The 19,330-nt window shown below is 41.3% G+C and carries 20 protein-coding genes; all 20 read right to left on the bottom strand.

What is annotated here, in order from left to right; all coding sequences use genetic code 11:
• Window positions 1-163 precede the first annotated feature (163 nt).
• Window positions 164-640: an acetolactate synthase small subunit gene (gene ilvN / locus RWO85_RS07915; RefSeq protein ID WP_001253803.1), complete on the bottom strand. Its 477-nt coding sequence runs from the start codon at window positions 638-640 to the stop codon at window positions 164-166.
• On the bottom strand, window positions 633-2,333 hold the full coding sequence (locus tag RWO85_RS07920; RefSeq protein ID WP_314415172.1) for an acetolactate synthase large subunit: 1,701 nt from the start codon (window positions 2,331-2,333) through the stop codon (window positions 633-635). The genes ilvN and RWO85_RS07920 overlap by 8 nt, the downstream gene beginning before the upstream one ends.
• Before the next feature lie 199 nt (window positions 2,334-2,532).
• Window positions 2,533-4,200, bottom strand: coding sequence for a DAK2 domain-containing protein (locus tag RWO85_RS07925; protein WP_000036655.1), 1,668 nt, complete (start codon window positions 4,198-4,200; stop codon window positions 2,533-2,535).
• A 2-nt stretch (window positions 4,201-4,202) separates the two neighbouring features.
• Window positions 4,203-4,568, bottom strand: coding sequence for an Asp23/Gls24 family envelope stress response protein (locus tag RWO85_RS07930; protein WP_000216437.1), 366 nt, complete (start codon window positions 4,566-4,568; stop codon window positions 4,203-4,205).
• A gap of 155 nt (window positions 4,569-4,723) precedes the next feature.
• Entirely contained in the window at window positions 4,724-4,912 is a 189-nt protein-coding gene (gene rpmB, locus RWO85_RS07935; protein ID WP_001140948.1) for a 50S ribosomal protein L28, read from the bottom strand.
• Window positions 4,913-5,017: 105 nt separating this feature from the next.
• Window positions 5,018-5,692, bottom strand: coding sequence for a LiaF transmembrane domain-containing protein (locus RWO85_RS07940; RefSeq protein WP_314415174.1), 675 nt, complete (start codon window positions 5,690-5,692; stop codon window positions 5,018-5,020).
• Between the two features lie 4 nt (window positions 5,693-5,696).
• Window positions 5,697-6,143 carry a LytTR family DNA-binding domain-containing protein gene (locus tag RWO85_RS07945; protein ID WP_314415175.1) on the bottom strand — a complete coding sequence of 149 codons (447 nt, stop codon included), beginning with the start codon at window positions 6,141-6,143 and terminating at the stop codon, window positions 5,697-5,699.
• Window positions 6,144-6,256: 113 nt separating this feature from the next.
• On the bottom strand, window positions 6,257-6,760 hold the full coding sequence (locus RWO85_RS07950) for a phosphatase PAP2 family protein (RefSeq protein WP_314415177.1): 504 nt from the start codon (window positions 6,758-6,760) through the stop codon (window positions 6,257-6,259).
• A gap of 95 nt (window positions 6,761-6,855) precedes the next feature.
• Window positions 6,856-8,616, bottom strand: a complete 1,761-nt coding sequence (locus RWO85_RS07955; protein ID WP_314415179.1) for an ABC transporter ATP-binding protein — start codon at window positions 8,614-8,616, stop codon at window positions 6,856-6,858.
• The gene (locus RWO85_RS07960) at window positions 8,606-10,375 is read right to left on the bottom strand and encodes an ABC transporter ATP-binding protein (RefSeq protein WP_314415181.1); all 1,770 of its coding nucleotides are present in this window, start codon (window positions 10,373-10,375) and stop codon (window positions 8,606-8,608) included. Before RWO85_RS07960 ends, RWO85_RS07955 begins: the two co-directional genes overlap by 11 nt.
• Window positions 10,350-10,820, bottom strand: coding sequence for a MarR family winged helix-turn-helix transcriptional regulator (locus RWO85_RS07965; RefSeq protein ID WP_261010199.1), 471 nt, complete (start codon window positions 10,818-10,820; stop codon window positions 10,350-10,352). The genes RWO85_RS07960 and RWO85_RS07965 overlap by 26 nt, the downstream gene beginning before the upstream one ends.
• A 283-nt stretch (window positions 10,821-11,103) precedes the next feature.
• Complete coding sequence (locus tag RWO85_RS07970; protein ID WP_000532882.1) at window positions 11,104-11,820, bottom strand: YebC/PmpR family DNA-binding transcriptional regulator; 717 nt, start codon at window positions 11,818-11,820, stop codon at window positions 11,104-11,106.
• A 96-nt stretch (window positions 11,821-11,916) separates the two neighbouring features.
• Complete coding sequence (locus tag RWO85_RS07975) at window positions 11,917-13,287, bottom strand: MATE family efflux transporter (RefSeq protein WP_314415183.1); 1,371 nt, start codon at window positions 13,285-13,287, stop codon at window positions 11,917-11,919.
• Window positions 13,288-13,401: 114 nt separating this feature from the next.
• Complete coding sequence (gene recA, locus RWO85_RS07980) at window positions 13,402-14,556, bottom strand: recombinase RecA (protein WP_314415185.1); 1,155 nt, start codon at window positions 14,554-14,556, stop codon at window positions 13,402-13,404.
• A 54-nt stretch (window positions 14,557-14,610) separates the two neighbouring features.
• Entirely contained in the window at window positions 14,611-15,867 is a 1,257-nt protein-coding gene (locus RWO85_RS07985) for a competence/damage-inducible protein A (protein ID WP_314415186.1), read from the bottom strand.
• 85 nt (window positions 15,868-15,952) lie between these two features.
• Window positions 15,953-16,969, bottom strand: coding sequence for a biofilm formation/cell division transcriptional regulator BrpA (gene brpA, locus RWO85_RS07990; RefSeq protein WP_314415187.1), 1,017 nt, complete (start codon window positions 16,967-16,969; stop codon window positions 15,953-15,955).
• Between the two features lie 7 nt (window positions 16,970-16,976).
• On the bottom strand, window positions 16,977-17,495 hold the full coding sequence (locus tag RWO85_RS07995) for a GNAT family N-acetyltransferase (protein WP_314415189.1): 519 nt from the start codon (window positions 17,493-17,495) through the stop codon (window positions 16,977-16,979).
• Window positions 17,485-17,928 carry a tRNA (adenosine(37)-N6)-threonylcarbamoyltransferase complex ATPase subunit type 1 TsaE gene (tsaE, locus tag RWO85_RS08000; RefSeq protein WP_000288239.1) on the bottom strand — a complete coding sequence of 148 codons (444 nt, stop codon included), beginning with the start codon at window positions 17,926-17,928 and terminating at the stop codon, window positions 17,485-17,487. Before tsaE ends, RWO85_RS07995 begins: the two co-directional genes overlap by 11 nt.
• Window positions 17,929-18,023: 95 nt before the next feature.
• Complete coding sequence (locus tag RWO85_RS08005; RefSeq protein WP_314415190.1) at window positions 18,024-18,653, bottom strand: competence protein; 630 nt, start codon at window positions 18,651-18,653, stop codon at window positions 18,024-18,026.
• Between the two features lie 131 nt (window positions 18,654-18,784).
• A complete protein-coding gene (ndk, locus tag RWO85_RS08010) occupies window positions 18,785-19,207 on the bottom strand; it encodes a nucleoside-diphosphate kinase (RefSeq protein ID WP_314415192.1) in 423 nt (140 codons plus the stop codon).
• Window positions 19,208-19,330 lie beyond the last annotated feature (123 nt).

The raw sequence follows: 19,330 nt of genomic DNA on the forward strand, positions 1-19,330 counted from the left end.
TTTCTCTCTTTTCTATTATTTATTGCCTTTTAGGCTGGTTTAACAAATTTAAGTTATTTTTTACTCAATGAAAATCAAAGAGCAAATTAGGAAGCTAGGCGCAGGCTGTACTTGAGTACGGCAAGGCAAAGCTGACGTGATTTGAAGAGATTTTCAAAGAGTATTAATCGCGGGTAAATCCAGTGGCACCCGTACGAGCGATATTACGAATACCGTATGGTCGAATAACTCTCAATAGAGCTTCACTCTTTTCAGCATTTCCTGTCATCTGAATGGTAATCGAGCTTGGTGCTACGTCTACAACTGTTGCACGGAAAGGTTGAATAATCGCTAAAATCTCAGCTCGCTTCTCAGCTGGCGCTGACATCTTAACCAAAATCACCTCGCGCTCCAAATGAGGCTTGTCTGTAATATCTCGAATGCGAATCACATCAATCTGACGATTGAGTTGCTTAATGATTTGCTCCACTTCATCATGTGAAGCTACATCAATAATAATGGTGATACGCGATACATTCGGATCTTCTGTCGCTCCAACAGAGATGCTTTCGATATTAACCTGACGACGAGATAGGACACCTGTAAAGCGATTGAGGACTCCTGATCGATTTTGTAGTTTTGCTGTTAACATTCTACGCATGGAACTTCACCCCCAACATCTCATGATTACTCTTACCAGCTGGTACCATTGGTAACACCTGTTCCTTACGAGAAATATCTACCTCGATTAGCATAGGAACATCCTCAGTGATGACTTCAAGGTCTTGAGCCAAGGTCTCAGGATTGTCAAACTTATAGTTTTTAATACCGTAAGCTTGTGCCATCAATTGGAAATCTGGAAGGGTATCGAAGACTGACTCTGATGTTCTACCTTCATAGAAGGATTCCTGCCATTGACGAACCATTCCAAGTGAGTGGTTGTTCAACATAACCACCTTGATTGGCACCTTGTAAATGTTCAAAATAGCCAATTCCTGGTTAGTCATTTGGAAACCACCATCCCCAACAAACAAGACAACTTCCTTATCTGGGTTAGCAATTTTAGCCCCGATTGCTGCTGGAATTCCAAATCCCATCGTTCCCAAACCACCTGAAGTCACTAACTGACGTTCATTTTGGTAGGGATAATACTGGGCTGTCCACATTTGGTGTTGACCAACGTCTGTTACCACAATGGCATCTCCATTCGTCAATTCACCAATTCGTTCAATAACAGCTTGCGGCTGAACCACACGCTCTTTCTTATCATAAGAACGAACGCGGTTCTTATCTTTAGTAACTTTTTCAATCCATTTTTCAGTATTGTTATGAACTGTCGGTTCTGCTAGTAACATTTGCAAGGCTTTCTTAGCATCTCCAACTACAGGAATATCCGCACTGATAATCTTGCCAATCTCAGCTGGATCAATATCAATGTGTGCAACTTTAGCATTCTTAGCGAAAGTCTTAGGATTCCCCGTCAAGCGGTCATCGAAACGGCAACCAATACTAATCATAAAATCAGCTTCTGTCATGGCAATATTAGCCGCGAATGACCCGTGCATGCCTCCCATTCCAAGGAAGAGTGGATGACTCGTTGCAATCGTTCCTTGCCCCAAAAGGCTGGTTACCACTGGAACTTGATAACGCTCTGCAAATTCATTTAATTCTGCAGCAGCTTCAGCATAACTAATTCCACCACCAGCAAGCAAGACTGGCTTTTTAGCCTTGGATAATTGCTTCAAGATTTTCTTGATTTGCATATCATTTGGCTCAAGAGTTGGCTGATAGCTTGGTAGATTGACTTCTGGTGAATAGATGAAGTCTGTTTCCAAAGCAGATACGTCTTTAGGTAGGTCAATGACGACTGGCCCTGGTCGACCTGTAGTCGCGATATGGACAGCTTCCGTAATGATACGCGGAATATCAGCTGTCTCACGAACTTGGTAATTGTACTTAGTGATTGGCATGGTAATCCCCACAATATCTGCCTCCTGAAAGGCATCCTTCCCAATCCCTGCTCGCGCCACCTGACCTGTAAAGACCAAAAGGGGAACGCTATCGCTCATGGCATCTGCAATCCCTGTAATGGCATTTGTTGCTCCCGGTCCACTAGTGACGACGGCAACACCCAACTTTCCAGTTGATTTGGCATAACCTTCAGCTTCATGCAAACAACCTTGCTCATGGCGTCCTAGAATGTGGCGAATGCCTTTAAAATTATATATCGCATCATAAAAAGGCAAGACAGCACCACCAGGATAACCAAAGATGGTATCAATTCCTAAATCACGAAGTGTTTCCAAAACTAGGTCCGACCCCGTCTTAGGAGATTCTAAACTGATTTTCTCCATTGTTCCCCTTTCTCTTGTCTTAAAAATAACTTGTTACTATCATACCATTTTTTCAAAATTTTTCAAGAGAAAAGAATAAATTTTCTGAATTTTCTATTTTAACGTTTATTTATGAATGTTATTTTTGTTTTTATTTAAAAGATAGCGATTCCATTATTCAAAAAGAAAAAAGAACTGATTTCTCAGTCCTTCATTAATCTTATTCCACACTAAATAGGTATGGGTAAACTGGTTGTTGGCCTTGGTGGATTTCGACTTCAACATCTTCGAATTCTTCTGCGATTTCTTGGGCGATTTCATTGGCAAGTTCTTCACTTCCGTCTTCACCGACATAGAAGGTTACAATTTCACTATCTTCATCCAACATATGTTTCAATGTTTCAGTCAAGGTTTGGTGCATATCAGGGTTTGACACGAGGATTTTCCCATCCACCATACCAAGATTATCGTTTTCATGGATTTCTAAGCCATCAATGGTTGTATCACGCACAGCTGTTGTGACGCTTCCACTAACGACATCGCTAAGAGCAGCAGTCATACGCTCTTGGTTTTCTTCGATAGACTTGCTTGGATCAAAGGCAAGAAGACTTGTCAAACCTTGAGGAAGAGTACGAGCTTCTACCACTACTGCTGGTTGTTCCAAAACTTCTGCTGCAGATTGAGCTGCCATGAAGATATTTTTGTTGTTTGGCAGGAAGATAATGTTACGGGCATTGACCTGTTCAACAGCCTTGATAAAGTCTTCTGTTGAAGGGTTCATGGTTTGACCGCCTTCGATAACATAATCTACACCTTGAGAACGGAAGATATCTGCTAGACCTTTACCAGCCACTACAGCAATCAAAGCATACTCTTTTTCTTCAGCAGGCTTGCTAACTTGGGCAGCTTCTTTTTCAACCTGCGCTTCGTGTTGGTTACGCATATTGTCAACTTTTACCTTGACCAAGCTACCATATTTGAGACCTTCTTGCATAACAAGTCCTGGATCTTCTGTATGGACATGGACTTTGACAATTTCATCATCGTTAACAACGAGGAGAGAATCTCCAAGTTCATTCAAGTAGTTACGGAACTCGTCATAGTCAAAATCTTTGGCATAGGTTGGACCTTGCTTAAGGGCTACCATGATTTCAGTACAGTAACCAAATGTGATGTCCTCAGTCGCTACATGACCAGCTACAGACTTATGATGCTCTGCATTGATCATTTCACTCATGTTGGCAGGAGTTGCTACAAAGTCCTCAGATGCAATATATTCGCCAGTAAGGGCTGAAAGGAAACCTTCGTAGATGAAGACCAGTCCTTGACCACCTGAGTCCACAACGCCAACTTCCTTCAATACTGGAAGCATGTCTGGCGTTTTAGCTAGAGCTGTTTTAGCACCTTCTAAAGCTGCACGCATTACTTCAACAGCATCATCTGTTTGCTCAGCTTTTTTCTTGGCACCGATAGCAGCACCACGCGAAACTGTCAAAATCGTTCCTTCAACTGGTTTCATCACTGCCTTATAGGCAACTTCCACACCTGATTGGAAGGCAAGAGCCAAATCTTGACCTGTTAACTCGTCTTTATCCTTGATGGCTTGTGAAAATCCGCGGAAAAGCTGAGACGTAATAACTCCTGAGTTCCCACGCGCACCCATCAAAAGACCTTTGGCAAGAATGCTCGCTACTTCTCCAACTGTAGAAGCTGGCTTGTCGGCAACTTCCTTAGCACCATTTTCAATGGTCATTCCCATGTTTGTACCAGTATCTCCATCTGGAACTGGGAAGACGTTTAATGAATTGACATATTCAGCTTGCTTATTCAAGCGAGTTGATGCAGCCTGCACCATTTCTTGAAATAAGCTAGTAGTAATTTTTGACACGGTTATTCTCCTACAACTTTGATATTTTGAATGTAGACATTTACAGTCTGAGCGGTAATTCCAAGTTGGTTTTCCAAACTAAATCGAACACGCTCTTGAATGTTTTTTGACACTTCGCTAATCTTTGTTCCGTAGCTCAACACGGTATATACATCAACTGCAATACTGCCATCTTCGGCCGCCTTTACGACGACACCTTTGGAATAATTTTCCTTACCTAGAAGGGCTTGGAAATTATCTTTGAGGGCATTTTTACTAGCCATACCGACCACACCAAAAATCTCAGTTGCTGCTCCACCTACGACGGTTGCAATCACTTCATCTGTTAGTTCGATTTGACCATCTTTTGTATTAATTTTTACAGTCATCCTTTTTACCTCAACTAGTTGATACTCTATTTTATCATATTTCAGCCCAAGTGTAAAAGCAGAATACTGTATCAGCGGATATTTACTCCGTTTTTCAAATGATTTTATACCCACAATAAAAGAAAAAAGACCCTAAGGTCTCCTTACTTTTATTATTAAACGCGTTCAACTTTACCTGATTTCAAAGCACGAGCTGAAGCCCAAACTTTTTTAGGTTTACCATCGATAAGAACAGTAACTTTTTGAAGGTTTGGTTTTACGGCACGTTTTGTTTGGTTCATCGCGTGTGAACGGTTGTTTCCTGATACAGTCTTACGACCTGTAAAGTAACATACTTTAGCCATTGTGTTTTCCTCCTATTAGATCTAATATAGCGGATGTGCTAGCACCACATACCGTACTATGTTATCACACTTTCTTCATTTTTGCAAGGGAATTGGAAGATTTTTTTATTTAACGTAGACAATCCCCAACTTCCCAAAAGCCACATCTCCACGGATAATCAAAGTTTTACTGGTTAGGGCTAGAGGAGTATCTGCCTTGGCTACACCACAGAAAGTTTCTACCTTTAAATCAACTCGCCAATGTTGGGGAACATAGATAACTGCATTGCCAAAACCAACTTCCACTTTCAGGGTTGCGCTATCTCCTAAAATTTCTGCATTGTCATAATATATCTTGGCATTGCCAAAACCAACTTCTACTTGGTCGTCTACCAATTCTTGGTCTTGCTTGTAGAAAGTCCCAGTCCCAAAAGCGACTTCCTTATCTGTCAGAATGGTCTTTTTACCATCATACCACCATTTTTTCCCGTTCCAAGTTCTATTAGAATGAGTGAGTGCGCTGACACCCATTACGATTAAAATACTTGCCCAGAACAATGACTGATTGGGAATTGGTAAAATGCCATAAAAGTGGTTAGCAATCATTAAGGCCACTAGGGCTGTAAAAGAGGCTGAAGTTAAGTGACGACGCAACAAAGCTCCAACTGATTGATAGGCAAAAAATGCAATACCAAGCAAGGGCCAAATTTGCCCACCGAATGAAGGGATTCCAAAATTCCCTTGTAATAATATTAAAGCCGCCAAAATGAGCAACACAATACCAAATGCTTTCTTTTTCATCTTCTTACCTCATGTTTCTTAGATTTTCTTTTAGGAGGGATTGGTAATGTCGTGAGACATGAACCTCCTTATGGGTCTGATAAAAGGAAATGGTGCCCGTTCCTGAAAAGGACTTGTCCACCGAGAAAACCTGACGGATATTTGCGATAGTTGACTTGGATACTCGACTAAAATAGCGAGGCAGGATCGACTCTAACTCATAGAGTTTGAGCCGAACTTCGTAGGCATCTTTCTGGGTATGGGCATAAATCTTGTTCCCCTCTGTTTCAAAGAAGAGAATTTCCGACAAATCCAGATAATATTCACCCGTCCCCTTGTAAAAAATCAACCGAGGAGACTTGGACTCTTGCAAGAGCCGCTGCAAATCCGCAATTTCATCTGTCCAAGCCGCTGCCTTGATGATAATTTCAGTTTCCTCTAAATTGCTGTCAATTTCGATTCGTAACTTCATTCCATCTCCTTTCTGACTCTACTATATCAAAGGAAAAATAAGAAAACAAGAGCAAAAAAGCAAGTGGTTACTTTAGACTCGTAAGTGGTTGTAGGACCGTCTTAACTTACAGGTCAAAATAGAAAGAAAAGCACACCCCACACAAGAGCACACATATAGCCAACCACTACATCCTTGGGATAATGAACGCCACCCAAGACTCTCACTAGACCTAGGAAGGCTGATAATATCAAACAAATCATCCCCATAGTTAGACTAGCATGCAAGCAAGCCATGGAGATAATGGTTGCTGAAAAGACATGACGACTGGGCATAGACTGACCAGGGCTATCTCTATCAAGTAGCGGTACAATTTCCCAAACTTCATAAGGCCTAGGAGCATTGATTTTCTTACGGAGAAGAGACAAAATCACAAAACCTGACGCAGGGATAAACACATAGATCAAGACTTGTTTTCCAAGTCCTTGTTGGAGATAGGTAGTTGCTAACATGGTTAGATAAATCATAGGCATAACTACCGTCATGAACCGATTGAAAGCTCTCAATAATCTCAGAAGAAAGGGCTTATTTTCAATGTTACCAGCAACGTGGCCATACCATTCTTGATAATTCTTCATATATTTTCTCATCGTTTATTCAAATTTTGCTTATAGGGAAGCACTTATCTTCTAGTATAGTGCAGAAAAAGAAGGTCGTCAAGCCTTCTTTGGGTTTATTCTTCTGCTTCGTCTTCTGTAAACTGACTGTTGTAGAGGTCAGCGTAGAAACCAGCTTGCGCCATCAGCTCATCATGATTTCCTTTCTCGATGATATCCCCATCTTTCATAACAAGAATCAGATCAGCATTTCGGATAGTAGACAAGCGGTGGGCGATGACAAAGGAAGTCCTTCCCTCCATCAAACGGTCCATGGCTTTCTGGATTAATTCTTCCGTCCGAGTATCAACAGAAGAGGTCGCCTCATCTAAAATCAAGAGCGGTGCATCTTTCAGCAAAGCACGAGCGATAGTCAAGAGTTGTTTTTGCCCGACAGACAAGGTCACTGTATCATCCAAGACGGTATCATAACCATCTGGTAGGGTCATAATAAAGTGGTGAATCCCTACAGCCTTGCTAGCTTCAATCACACGCTCATCACTAATACCCTCTTGGTTATAGATAAGATTGTCGCGAATAGTACCTTCAAAGAGCCATGTGTCCTGCAAGACCATTGAAAAGGCATCGTGTACTTCCGAACGCTTCATCTCTTTGGTATCCACACCATCGATACGGATACTTCCCTTATCAATCTCATAGAACTTCATCAAAAGATTGACAATAGTTGTCTTACCAGCCCCAGTCGGTCCGACAATGGCAACCTTTTGACCTGCATGAGCCGCCGCAGAAAAGTCATGAATAATGGTTCGCTCTGGTGTATAACCAAAGGATACTCGATCAAAGACTACTTGACCTTTCATATCGCTCAATTGTCTTTCTTTATGGGATTCGTCTTCCATTTCCTCTTCAGCTAGGAATTCGAAGACACGTCCCATGGCTGCACTAGCCTGCTGAAGACTAGTAATCCCTTGGGCAATTTGTGAAAGAGGCTGAGAAAAGATACGAACGTAGGCCATAAAGGCAACGATAATCCCAATACTGATGTGCCCATTTAAGGCCAAGGCTGCACCAACGATAATCACCAAGGCATAGCTAAAGTTCCCAATAAGCATCATAATCGGCATCATAATCCCTGAAATAAACTGAGATTTCCAGATACTATCATACAGACGATTGTTTAATTTCGCAAACTCTTCTTTCGTACTCTCGATGGCATTGTAACTGGTCACCACATTATGGCCAGAGTACATTTCCTCCACATAACCATTGACAGCTGCCAAATCTTGTTGCTGACTCCTAAAAAAGCCCTGTGATTTGCCCATAAAGACGGATACAAAAACAAAACCAATAAGGGTTGAAACAACCGTCACCAAGGCTAAAATCCAGTTCATCCCAAACATGGTTACCAAGACTGCTAAAACCAGTAAACTAGATGAAAGAACCGTTCCCAGACTTTGATTGAGGGACTGAGCTACCGTGTCAACGTCATTGGTCACACGAGACAAGGTATCTCCTTGAGAATGTCCATCAAAATATCCCAAAGGTAGGCGATTAATTTTCTCCGCAATGGCTCTTCTCAAACGCTCTGAAAAACGTTGAATGGCTGTTGTAAACAAAAATGCCTGTAAATAATTTGATAGAAGTCCAATCACATAAATCACGGCCAAAAAACCACCAATAGCTGCAACCGCCGCGACATCCACACTTGTTTCCAGACCACTGGCAATAATATTAGTCATTTCCTTGATGCGGGTTGGACCATATACAGTAATGATATTGGATACGATTGTTGCTAGAAAGGCTATCAGAAGGGCAAACTGGAGGCCTGCAAGATAGGGTTTACTCTGTTTCCAGAGATACATTTTCTTATTTTCCATGTTCCAATTCCTCCTTCGATAGTTGTGAATAGGCAATTTCTTGGTAAACTTCGTTGTTTGCTAGAAGTTCCTTGTGGGTGCCTTGTCCCACGACTTTTCCTTGATCCAAGACCAAAATCAAATCTGCATCCATAATCGTTGAAATACGCTGTGCAACGATAAGTTTGCTCATAGACTTGGTTTTCTCTGCTAACTCTTGGCGTAGGACACGGTCTGTCTTGTAGTCCAAGGCTGAGAAGGAGTCATCAAAGATGAGGATTTCTGGCTTCCGAGCTAAGGCACGCGCAATTGCCAGACGCTGTCTTTGACCACCTGAGAAGTTGGTTCCTCCTTGGGCCACTTCTGACGCTAAGCCCGCTTCCTTATCTTCGATAAAGTTCTTAGACTGGGCCAATTCTAAGGCTTGCCACATAGCTTGTTCACTAAGTGGTGTTTCTTGACTCTGTCCAAAGTCCAAATTGCCCTTAACATCACCTGAAAAGAGAACCGCTTTCTGAGGAATATAACCAACCTTGTTGCGCAAATCTTTCAAGTCATAGTCTTGAACATTGACACCATCTACCAGAATCTCTCCTGCTGATACGTCGTAGAAACGTGGAATCAGATTGACCAGAGTTGATTTACCAGAACCTGTTGACCCAATAAAGGCCACTGTTTGACCAGCTTCTGCTCTAAAGCTAACATGCTCAATAACCGCCTCCGAATTTGTCGCATAGCGGAAGGTCACATCCTTAAATTCAACCTGACCTTTGAGGTTTTCATCAGCCTGCTGCACTTGAGCAGGATTTTGGATAGAAGAATGCAAATCTAAAACCTGATTAATCCGCTTGGCAGAGACCATAGTTCGGGGAAGAACAATGAAGAGTGCTCCCATGAGAAGGAATCCCATGACAACCTGCATGGCATAAGACATGAAAACAATCATGTCACTAAAGAGAGACAGACGCGCTATCGGAGCAGCGTCGTTAATCACATAGGCCCCAATCCAGTAAATCGCCACACTCAAACCACTTGAAATCCCCATCATGATAGGGTTCAAAATAGCCATAAGACGGTTGACAAACAAATTCAAGCGTGTCAATTCATCATTTACTGCTGCAAATTTTTCATTTTGGTATTCTTCAGCATTGTAGGCACGAACGACACGAATACCTGTTAAACTCTCACGAGTGATACTGTTTAGTTTATCTGTCAGCCCCTGAATCAAGGATTGTTTTGGAAAGGCCAGCGTCATTAAAACAGTCGTCATCAGGACGTTGACAATCACTGCCACAAGAACGGCCCAGAGCCAGTATTCTGAATGGCCTAAAATCTTCCCAATAGCCCAGATAGCCATAATTGGACCACGTGTTACCACTTGCAAGCCCATGGTAATCAACATCTGAACTTGAGTAATGTCATTGGTGGTACGAGTTAGGAGACTGGGAATAGAGAATTTCTTAATCTCTGTCTGTGAGTAATCCAAAACTCGGTTAAAAATATCACTTCTCAGCCTACTAGTATAAGAAGTCGCCACTCGGGATGCAAAAAATCCAACTGCAACTACGGACAAGAAGGCAAGAAAGGACATTCCCACCATCATGCTTGCTGGCTGCCACAACTCATCTAAATTAGTTCCTTGACTACCTAGCAAATCCGTAATTTTCGAGATATAGGTCGGCACTTCCAACTCCAGATAGACCGAAAAGCAAGTAAAGAGAATGGCTAGTAAAATCATCCCCCATTCTTTTCTACTAATTCGTTTGGCTAATTTCTTCATTCTCTCCTCCTATTCCCTTGATATTTTCCTGTAGTTGACCGAGAACTTTCTCAAAAATCAGTAATTCATCTTCATCAATGTCTTCCATCAACTGCTTGTCTATGCGTTCAAAAAAGGCCTTAACCTGTTGCATCTGAGAACGTGCTTTGTCCGTCAGACGAACAAATTTAGCCCGCTTATCGCTAGGACTCGCCTCCAATTCCACCAAACCATTTTGCACCATACGCTTGACCAAATTACTAGCAACAGACTTGGTAATATTGAGTTCCTGCTCGATATCCTTAATCAAGACCAAGTCTTGGTTTTTCTCACGATTATCCAAAAAACGTACAACCTGACCTTGAGGCCCACCCATAAATTCAATGCCACAACGTTTGGCTTCCTTTTGCACCATCAGGTGAATCTGATGACCAAAACGCTTAAAGACTAACATCGGTTTATCCATACTAACTCCTTTCTAACTATCACATTTAGTTCTCCTGGGAACTAAATAAGTTTTCATGAGAACTATTTTATCATTCTCAGAAAAGATGTCAAGAAAAAAGTTTTCATGAGAACTATTTTCTTGATTCAAAAAATCCCAAGTGAGCTCATCACTTAGGATCATGTTCTCTAGGTTATACTCTTCGAAAATCAAATTCAAACCACGTCAGCTTCGCCTTGCCGTACTCAAGTACTGTCTGTGGCTAGCTTCCTAGTTTGCTTTTTGATTTTCATTGAGTATTAAATTAGAACCCATCTACGTTTGTGTAGATTTTTTGTACGTCTTCGTCGTCTTCAAGAACGCTGTAAAGTTTTTCAAAGGTTTCAAGGTCATCGCCTGACAATTCCACTTCTGATTGAGGAATCATTTCCAACTCAGTCACTTGGAATTCTTCAATACCTGACTCACGAAGGGCAACGATAGCCTTATGAAGGTCAGTTGGAGCTGTGTAAACTGTGATTGTACCTTCTTCTGCTTCTACATCATCCACATCCACATCTGCTTCTAGCAATTGCTCAAAGACTGCGTCCGCATCTTCACCTGCAAATACAATAACACCCTTGTTATCGAAGAGGTATGAAACCGAACCTGAAGCACCCATGTTTCCACCATTTTTACCAAAAGCTGCACGAACATTAGCCGCTGTACGGTTAACGTTTGAAGTCAAAGTATCCACGATCAACATAGAACCATTTGGTCCAAAACCTTCGTAACGTCCTTCTGTAAAGGTTTCGTCTGTGTTTCCTTTAGCCTTGTCCAAAGCCTTATCGATAACGTGTTTTGGCACTTGGGCTTGTTTAGCACGGTCGATAACGAATTTCAAGGCTGAGTTTGATTCTGGATCTGGATCACCTTTTTTAGCTGCTACATAGATTTCTACACCAAATTTTGCATATACTTTAGAGTTAGCTCCATCTTTAGCCGTTTTCTTGGCTACGATATTGGCCCATTTACGTCCCATTAGGAATCTCCTTTTTTCACATTTTAATCTTTCTTATTATAACACAAGTTTTTTCGATTTTCACTAGAAGAAATGGATTTTATTCAGCAAATCGAGCTATGATGACACTTTTGTTGCCAAGATGACCTTACCTTCTTTTATCAAGGGGTGACGGAATAATGAGAAGTACAGTTGAACTGTCATGGCAACCCAGATTAGGGGTTCGCAAAGAATAACTCCTCTATAGCCTGCCCAAGGGATAATCATGACCACAAAAGCGATTTTCCCGATTAGTTCGATAAAGCTAGAAACCAGAGGAAGGATCTTTTGCCCCAAACCCTGCAAACAATTGCGATAAATCAACAAGAGACTCAAAATAGGATAAAAGGCTGAACTGATTTGCAAGTACAGACTGCCATTTTCTACCAAGTAGCTATCCGTCGAACTAGCCAAGAAGGAAACCAAGGCTGGACTGGCAAAAAAGAGGAAGACACAAACAAAAATTGCCCAGGACATACTTAGACGACTGCCGATTCGAAGACCTTGAACAATGCGGTCTGGTCGCTTAGCTCCTAGATTCTGAGAAGCAAAGGTCGTCATTGATGCAGAAATAGCGGTCATAGGAAGAAGGGCGAAAGCCATAATGCGGCGAGCTGCCGTCTGAGCACTAATAATCACTGCACCAAAAGTATTGACAGAAGACTGTAAAATCACACTACCGATAGACACAATCGAACTCATCAAGCCCATAGCCAAACCTTGCTCCAAAAGATCCGCGTACAAGGCCTTATCCCATTTGAAATGCTTGAGTTTCGGGAGCAGTTCTGGAACGCTCTTGCGGATATAGTAAAAGCAAAGAACCGCTGATAAGCCTTGCGAAATGATGGTAGCAAGTCCCGCCGATTGAACTCCAAGATGCAATTGCGTAATAAAATAGAGATCCAGAAGCACATTAACCAAGGCAGAAAAAATCAAAAAACCAAGCGCAGCCAGACTGTCCCCAATGGACCGCAACAAACCTGCAAAAAGATTATAGGCAAAGCTGACACCTACACAGGTCACAATCATAGATATATATTGATAGGACTGAGGGAGGATTTCTGCAGGGGTATCTAGGTATTGCAAGAGAGGATACAAACCAAGAAAGCCCAGCAACATCACTACAATACTCAAAAGAGCACCTAAAATCCAAGTGGCTGCTACCGCTTCCTTGATTTTGGTGAAATTCCTAGCCCCATAATAGCGGGCAATGACAATCCCCATTCCATTACCAACACCAAGCGTAAAGCCTATAATCAGGTCAAAAATCGCTGTCGTCGCTCCTACTGCAGCCAAGGATTCTTGACCCAGAAAACGCCCAACAATCAAGACATCAGCAGTATTATAGAGCTGTTGAAAAATATTAGACAGCAAGATTGGGAAGGCAAAACTCACAAGCGAGGGAAGAATAGGACCATGTATCAGGTCCACTGTTCGTTTTTTATTCATAAAGCTATTATATCAGCTTTCTAGAGGAGCGACAAGAAACAGCAAACTGTAGGCAATCTGAAAACTTGAACAACAAACTGAAAAAGCAGTGGATTTCTCCACTACTTTGACAGCTTATTCTTCAATTTCGATTTCAAGTTCGTCGCCTAGGTCAAGAGTCACTTCTTCATTCACATAATCTGCTTGAACTGCCTCATCTTTTTTGCTTTCAGAAGCTTCTTCTCCATCAATCAAACCAAATTGAACACGGACTTGATGGTCGATTTCATCAAAGACTTCTGGGTGATCTGCCAAGTATTTCTTAGCATTTTCAGAACCCTGCCCGATTTTCTCATCCTTGTAAGAATACCAAGCTCCTGCTTTTTTGATGATATCCAAATCGCTTGCGATCTTCAAGAGTTCACCAGTCTTAGAAATCCCTTCGCCGTACATGATTTCAACGAAGGCTTCCTTAAATGGTGGAGCCACCTTGTTTTTAACGACCTTAATTTTTGTTTCTTTACCTACGTTGGTGTCTTTTTGGTCACCAGTTCCCTTGATTTGTGTGCTTCCACGAACATCCAAACGTACTGAAGCATAGAATTTCAAAGCACGTCCACCAGGAGTTGTTTCTGGATTTCCAAACATCACTCCAACTTTTTCACGCAATTGGTTGATAAAGATGGCAATTGTTTTGGTTTTATTGATAGAAGCACCGAGCTTACGCATAGCCTGGCTCATCATACGAGCCTGCAAACCAACGTGGCTATCACCGATATCTCCATCAATTTCCGCACGAGGGACAAGGGCAGCAACTGAGTCGACTACGACAAGATCTACAGCACCTGAGTCAATCAATTTTCCTGCAATCTCAAGACCTTGCTCTCCTGAGTCTGGTTGTGACAAGAGCAATTCGTCAATGTTAACACCAAGAGCCGCAGCATAAGCTGGATCGAGGGCATGTTCCGCATCGATAAAGGCTGCAATCCCACCTTCTTTTTGCGCTTGTGCAACTGCATGAAGGGCAACCGTTGTCTTACCAGATGACTCTGGCCCATAGATTTCAATGATACGTCCCTTAGGATAACCACCTGAACCAAGGGCAATGTCAAGAGCCAAGGAACCTGAACTCATCACTTGCACCTTTTGCTCCGCACGTTCACCCAAACGCATGATTGAACCCTTACCAAAGTCTTTCTCAATCAATTTAAGAGCGTCATTCAAGGCTTTTTCACGTTCAGCCCCGAATTTTTTTGAAATTTCATCTAATTTTTTTGGTTTTTTCGCCATTCTATTCTCCTACATTCTAATGGTCCTCAGACCTATCTACTATTATATCAAAAGTTAGTCACTTAATAAAGTCTTGCGAACTAGGTTAAAGGCATGCATAACCGCAATATGACGTACATCTGCTCGACTTCTGCCTCCAATATTAATCTTGATAACCTCAGTTCCTTGCTCTTGAGCCAAGCCTATGAAGACTGTCCCAGCTGGATGTCCTTCTAGGCTATCTGGTCCTGCCACTCCAGTCAAACTAAGGCCAAAATCAGACTGGGTCTTGATTCGTGCCTGCTCAGCCATCTTCTGGGCTGTAAATTCAGACACTACACCATATTCTTCCAAATCCTTGGCAGGAATATCCAACATCTTCGATTTTTCCTCCAAGCTATAGGTTACAAAACCACCCTTAAATATACTTGAAGCACCCGAAAAATCCGCCACAGTTGCTTGGAAGAGTCCTGCCGTCAAACTCTCTGCTGCAGTGATAGTTTTCCCTTGCCTTTTCAGTTCTTCTACCACAATGCTAGCTAAACTGGACTCTTCCCCATAACCATAACAGAGGTCTCGCAAAGAAAGACCTTCAAAAGTTTGGTGATCCAAGATTTGATTTTCCAAAATATCCAGCGTTTGATTTACTTCTTCTTGACTGCTAGCTTTTGTTGACAGACGCAGAGTGACTTCTCCTGTCTTAGCATAAGGGGCCAAGGTCGGATCGGTCTGATTATCAATTAAATCAGCCAAAATCGTAACCAGCTGACTCTCGCCAATTCCAAAGAAACGAAGAACTCGAGAATACAGCTTGCTCCCTGTCATCAACTTGGGTAGAAGTTGGTTTAAGACCATGGGTTTCAATTCACTTGGTGGACCTGGAAGGACAACGTAGGTCACTCCGTCCACTTCTAACATTCCTCCCACAGCCAGTCCTGTTTCGTTGGGCAGTGGAGTCGCTCCTTCTACAAGTTGAGCTTGTCTTTCGTTATTCGGTGTTCGGGCATAGTCTGGTCGCTGGGCAAAAAAGACATCCAACTTCTCCTGAGCCTGAGGATTGAAGACTAATTCTTTCCCTAAGAATTTAGCCAGAGTTTGTTTGGTCAAATCATCCTCAGTTGGCCCCAAACCACCTGTTAAAATCACCAGACTGCTACGTTGACTGGCAATCTCAAGCAGGGATAAGAGACGAGCTTCATTGTCTCCTACAGCCGTCTGAAAATATACGTCTACCCCAATCTCTGCTAGTTTTTCCGATAAAAATTGAGCATTAGTATTGACAATCTGTCCTGTCAAAATCTCTGTTCCAACAGCAATGATTTCTGCTTTCATGTTTCCTCCTACCTATCTATTCGTATTTTTTTGAAAAAATCGCAGGAAATTTCCCACGATTGATTTTTTATTTGTATCAAGAAAGTTAATTATCTTCGTCACTAACAGGTACCCGCCCAAACAAATCTTCAAATAAGACAACATTTGTTTCAAGCTGAGCGACTTCTTCTTGCCCCAAAGAACGTCGCAATATATTCTGCATTTCCAACATATGCTCTCTAGAAACAATCTGGTAAGAAATACCTTGCAACATCTCTCCTTCACCCTTCAACTGTTGTGATTCAATGGTTTTAAATGAATCTTTGTAGCCCAACAAGCTTGGAATACTTTTCGCAGATAAATCGATATTAGTCTGCATATTAGTACTTAGGGCTTTTAAGATAGACTGATAGTGACTGACACTATTTAAACTAAGAACTTTTTCAACAACTTTTTGAATGACTTCACGCTGACGCTTTTGACGACCATAGTCTCCTTCTGGGTCTTGATACCGCATGCGTGAATAAACAAGCGCTTCCTCTCCATTTATTTTCTGTTCTCCAACGCCAATAGAAATGGTGTTGAATTCTTCTTGGTCACTGATAGAAATCGGGAAACCTAGCGTGTTATTGACGGTAATGCCGCCTACTGCATCAACTAATTGTTGCAAGCCTTGCATGTTGACCATAATATAGCGGTCAATATGGATATTCATCATCTTTTGAATAGTTGAAATAGCTAATTCTGCACCACCACCAGCATAGGCAGCATTTAACTTCGCTTCTTCAATACCTCCATCTTTATGCTGAATTTTAGTCAGAATATCACGTTCCAAACTCAACATCATGGTTTTCTTTGTGTGAGGATTGACAGTCAGCAAAATCATACTGTCACTGTTTCCAGCCCACTGATCCGTACGTTCCACATTCCCAGTATCAACTCCCATCAACAGAATAGTCATGGGTTCAGTTGCTTCGATAACCTTGGTTTCTTCCCCAATCTTTTTATATGTTTTTGATAAAGTTTGTGTGCCTTGCTGATAAATGGTATAAGCAAAGATACCCACACCCAAAACTGTCACAGCTAGAAAAGCTAGCACCATTCCAATAATTTTTTTAACCATATTTCTACTAATCTATCAGTCTACCCATCAGGTAAACATCGATAAAGTCCCCTTCTTCTATGTACGCACCGCGCTCTTGTCTACCTTCAATTACAAAACCATGCTTTTGATATAGATGAACTGCAGCTTGATTACGAGTTTGAACAGTTAATTGAAGCCTACGAAGAATGCCACTAGCCTGCGCCCATTCTACGACTTCTTCAAGCAAGAAACTTCCCAACCCATTATTCCAATATTTCTTACCAATCACAATAAAGAGATCTCCAATATGACGAACTCTCTTACGTTGATCAGCTGTGATATTTACAAGGCCAGCAATTTCATCATTCAGTAAGACAAGTAAAGTGATTTGATTTTCTGAGTGAGCCTGTTTACTCAAAAATAACTCCATCTCAGTATCTGTCATCAAAATACCATCCCTGTCTAGACTGGTAAAGTCTGTTTCTACACTGACACGATTTAAAAATGATACTAAGGCAGCTGCATCTTTAGGCTCTGCTTCTCTAATGAGCAACTCATACTCCATGTTGAAGCTCCTCTAAGAGTTTTTCTGCACGCAAACCCTTGGCTTGGAAATGTAATCTGCGACCATCTTCCTCTTTTAGAATTTCCAATTCTAAATAAGTATCTGGCAAGGCATCACCTAAAAGATTCCCCCACTCGATGACAGTCACCCCGCCACCAAAGAGAAATTCATCTAAATCAATAGAATCAGCATCCCCCTCTATACGATAAACATCTAGGTGGTAAAGCGGAAGACGACCTTCATACTCTCTTACGATAGTGTAAGTTGGACTCTTAATCATCTGAGAAATCTGTAATCCTTTTGCAAGTCCTTTAGTAAAGGTCGTTTTGCCTGCACCCAGTTCTCCAGTTAGAATTAAAACATCATTCTTTTCTAATAGATGACCCAAACGCTCCCCTAAGGCTTGCAGCTCTTCTTCATTTTTTGTGTACATATTCTTATTATACCAAAAAGTTATTCTTTGTCGAGATATTATCTGTGAATTCCATAGTATGAATTATAGGACTTGAACTAGATCTTGTTCTGATTTTAAAATAGGAACAGTAAAAAGACAACTAATAATATATCTCTCATCAAATGGCTATAAAACGAAACTTCCCAGCGAATAACTTTTGGCACCAACAATCCTAGGAAAAACATTCCCAAGGCAATATAAAATGTCATGGATAATATTGACCAAGGATTTTTGAGAACGATTAAAATAGCTAGTCCACTGATAAAACAGAGTCCCTTTTTACCCAAAATCTTTTTCAATCCATGTACATACTTCTGCATAGGCAGAAAGACTAACAAGTCAACACCGAATAAGAAAAAGAAACTCGGTAGAAATACTTCCACAAACTCTTCCACAGATGCATTTCCTTCAAGGAGATGTTCTATGACAATTAAAGCTAAACCTAAAATATTTACTAAGAGTAACAGAGTATACAAGAGTTGTTTCTTATCTGCTCTAAAAACTGAATAATATTGATTTTGTTGCCCTTTATAGTAGTTTAATCCTACCCCAATACTGGCAAGAAGCAACATGCCAACTAAATAATAGAAACAGTTTTGATTTAACATCAAGGTCCAGGTCGATAAACTTAAACAAGAACAAGCACAAAGTCCAAAAACAGTCAGCAATAACAAAATACGGATTTGCTTTTTCATTTTTCCCATCATTTTCCCCCTTACTTGCTCTTATTATATGCCAGAATCCCTTTCCATTATTAGTAGATTTCTCAACTGTCAGTTTTCTACTCTAAAATGCAAAAAAATTTGATGCAAGTAACCCTTACATCAAACTTTTACTATTTTTCTTCAAACCAAAGAGCAATTTCTCGCTTAGCTGACTCTTCTGAATCTGAACCATGCACAACATTTTGAATAACCTCATTTTCACCAGCAGCTTTTGCAAAATCACCTCGAATAGTTCCTGGTAAAGCTTCTTCTGGACGAGTCGCCCCCATCATGGTCCGCCAAGTTTCGATTACTTTGGGACCAGAAATGACACCCACAAGAACTGAGCCTGAAGTCATAAATTCACGAATCGGTGGGTAAAAACTCTGGTCAACTAAGTCCTGATAGTGCTGGTCAATCAACTCTTCTGAAACCTTTGTACGCAACTCCAATTTTTCGATTGTAAAGCCACGTTGTTCGATGCGTTTCAACACTTCACCAACCAGCCCTCTTTTTACACCATCTGGTTTAATGATAAAAAATGTTTGTTCCATACCCGTCTCCTTTGTCAGCTTCTTTCTTTTATACTCTTCGAAAATCTCTTCAAACCACGTCAACGTCTCCTTGCCGTAGGTATGGTTACTGACTTCGTCAGTTCTATCCACAACCTCAAAACA

This window comes from uncultured Streptococcus sp., assembly GCF_963521865.1.
GTDB lineage: Bacteria > Bacillota > Bacilli > Lactobacillales > Streptococcaceae > Streptococcus.